This window comes from Paracoccus sp. (in: a-proteobacteria) (genome assembly GCF_039808215.1).
In the GTDB taxonomy this organism is placed as follows: Bacteria; Pseudomonadota; Alphaproteobacteria; order Rhodobacterales; family Rhodobacteraceae; genus Paracoccus.
The window spans coordinates 1-2,755 of sequence record NZ_JBDHSP010000157.1; the positions used below are offsets into that span (position 1 = coordinate 1).

4 protein-coding genes are annotated in these 2,755 nt (G+C 64.5%); 2 read left to right on the forward strand and 2 right to left on the reverse strand.

Annotated features, from left to right (window positions below):
• Both WMK75_RS18915 and WMK75_RS18920 read left to right on the forward strand, forming a co-directional pair.
• A partial coding sequence (locus tag WMK75_RS18915; RefSeq protein ID WP_347269121.1) for a hypothetical protein occupies positions 1-480 on the forward strand: 480 nt, incomplete at its 5' end.
• 144 nt (positions 481-624) lie between these two features.
• Positions 625-1,503 (forward strand): hypothetical protein, encoded by an 879-nt coding sequence (locus WMK75_RS18920; RefSeq protein WP_347269122.1) that lies wholly within the window; start codon positions 625-627, stop codon positions 1,501-1,503.
• Here the strand turns inward: WMK75_RS18920 and WMK75_RS18925 are convergent.
• A complete protein-coding gene (locus WMK75_RS18925; protein WP_347269123.1) occupies positions 1,500-2,432 on the reverse strand; it encodes a 1-phosphofructokinase family hexose kinase in 933 nt (310 codons plus the stop codon). The genes WMK75_RS18920 and WMK75_RS18925 overlap by 4 nt on opposite strands.
• A partial coding sequence (locus WMK75_RS18930; RefSeq protein ID WP_347269124.1) for a hypothetical protein occupies positions 2,429-2,755 on the reverse strand: 327 nt, incomplete at its 5' end. The genes WMK75_RS18925 and WMK75_RS18930, both read right to left, overlap by 4 nt.

The following is a 2,755-nucleotide window of genomic DNA, read 5'->3' on the forward strand; positions in this document are numbered from 1 at the left end:
AGCGGAGGTTTCGGCCAGCCGTCCGGAGGTTTCGGCCAGCCGGCGGGAGGTTTCGGCCAGCCGAACAACGAATTCGGCACTCCGCGGACGAGCGGGGGAATCCTGCCGAGCCTGGGCGGTTCTCGCGGTTCGGGGCGCGCGGCGAGCGCGAGCTTTGGAGGGACGGATGAAACGTTCCAGGGCACGGGCACGTTCCGGCTGGGAAACAAAGACTACCCGATCAGCCGCATGCGTGTGAATCTGCGCTCGGGGGGCGAGGCGGAGTTCACCGTGTACTCGAGCGAGGTATTCACGCTGACGGGACGCTGGACGAGCGGCGGCAACGCGGTGGATATCGAGATCAACAATGGGTTCGGGAGCGCGGGGGCGACAGCCCGGGGAAGGGTCTACCTGACCAGCGCGGGCAGGGTGGACCACGTCGAGCTGGACGGGACTTCCTCGCGGTTCAGCGACCGCTATACGATTCAGTACGCGAAATGACGGCTGGGCGCGCCGTGTAATTTCTTCCATGCCGGCGTCGGGGCGCGGCCAAGGCGTCTTTGTAACTCCTTCTGTTGAAAGGCAGTTCCAGAACCTGTCCAAACGGCATTCGACTTGCCGCAGGAACGGGGAGAAGGAGACATCATGCATCGCGAAGACGATTCGCCCGCCGGAGTGCGTCCGGCATGGCCTTTGGTGGCGGCGGTGATGGCGGCTGCCATTGCCATTGGATTCGGATGGCGGGAGCACAGCCAGAAGACGCAGCTCGAGGAACGGCGGAAGGAGATGACCGCCGGGATGGTCGAGATGCAGAAGCAGATCCAGTCGCTTTCGGGTCAACTGGCGAGCCTCGCGGCGGCGCAGCAGCAGACCGCGCAAGCGGTGAAGGAACGGGAAAAACCTGCGCCGGAGCCCGCCGCTGTTGCCCAACCCGCGCCGGCGCACAGGACTATCGCGGCGCGGCGCGCTCCGGCTCCCAGGGCGGCGCGCCGCCCGGCGGCTCCGCCCGAGGACCCGAGATTGAAGCAGTTGCAGGGGCAACTGTCGGAACAGGCTGAGAAGCTGGCGAGAACCCAGCAGGAGGTGGACCGCAACCGCGCGGAACTCGAGAGCCGGCTGAATGCCGCAAGGGATGACCTGGGCGGCTCGATCGCGCGGACACATGAGGAACTGGTGGCTTTACAGAAGCGCGGTGAGCGGACCTACACCGAGTTTCAACTGGACAAGTCGAAGCAGTTCCAGCGGGTGGGGCAGGTAAGCCTGGCGCTGCGCAAGGCCGACACCAAGCACAAACGCTATGACATGGAGATGATCGTGGACGATGTGAAGCTCCAGAAGAAGAGTGTGAATCTGTACGAACCCGTGTACCTGACGCCCGGTGGAGGTTCGCAGCCTCTCGAACTGGTCGTCAACCAGATCACAAAGAACCATGTGCGGGGTTACGTGAGCATGCCGCGATACTCACGGCAGGATCTGACGGCGACTTCGGCCGGCCACGCGCCAAAAAGCGAGGCGGAGCGCTAACGGGGATTGTCGCGAATCTGGACCTGATCGTAGACCTTTTTCGTGGCATCGAAGCCGGCGAAGGTCACTCCGGGAAAGGTTGCGGAAGCTGTTCCGGCGGCGACGCCCCAGCGGAGCGCATCCACAAAATCGTCCTTGCGGAGCATGGCCCAGGTGAAGGAGGCGGCAAGCGCGTCTCCCGAACCGATGGGGCAGACTACATCGACGCGGGGAGGAATGGCCTCGACCACCTGGCCTTCGCGGGCTCCCACACAGCCGCGGCTGCCAAGCGAGAGCACCACCATTTCAGGGCCCATCATGCGAATCCGCTCGGCGCCGTCGAGATACTGGATGCGGGTGAGGAGCGCTTTGTTCAACAGCCTCTCGGCTTCCTGCTGGTTCGGGGCGACCACGGTGGGCGCGGCCTCGATGCCGGCTTCGAGCGGTTCGCCGTCGGTATCGAGGAGCGTTTTCACGCCCAACCGCCGGGCGTTGGTGATGAGCCGCGCGTAGAGATCCGGAGGGACACCAGGGGGCAGGCTTCCGCAGAGCATCAACCAGCGGGCTTCGGGCAGGCGGCGCGAAACCGCCTCCTCGACACGCCGCACATCCTCGGGCGTGATGGCGGCGCCTCGTTCATTCAGTTTGATGGTGAGGCCATGGCGGTCGGAGATGTTCATGTTGATGCGGGTGGGCGCCCGCACTTCGACAGCGTCCACCGTGAAGCCACAGCCGTTGAGCATCTGCTTCAGACGCTGTCCGGTCTCGCCGCCGGCGACCGCCACGGCCGTGGTCTTTCCGCCGAACGAGTGGATGACGAAACTGGCATTGATGCCGCGGCCGCCGGCGGATTCCTGCGATTGGAGGATATAGGCCCGATCCTCGAAGACAAGCTGATCGACGGTCAGGTTCCGGTCAATGGCCGGATTCGCGGTCACGGTAAGGATCAAGCGCGGTCCCTTTCGAGCATCTTCGCGCCGAGCGCGCCGCCGAGAGTGGGGAACACGGTGAAGAGAACAAAGAGCATGGCGAGCACCAGCAACAGGACCGTCGTCAAACCGGCCGGGCTCTGGAGCAACTGGAGAAACTGCTGAATCTCCGCCTCGCTGCTGCCGGTGCGGCCCTGCAACTGCTGGCGGAACAGTTCGACGAATCCGCCCTTGCTTGAGAGCATCACCACGCTGAGGGTGAAGAAGATGGTGGCAATGGCGAAGCTGAAAACGCCCGTGATCCAGCCCATGCGCGCGCCGCCCACCATGGAAAGGGGCTGGCC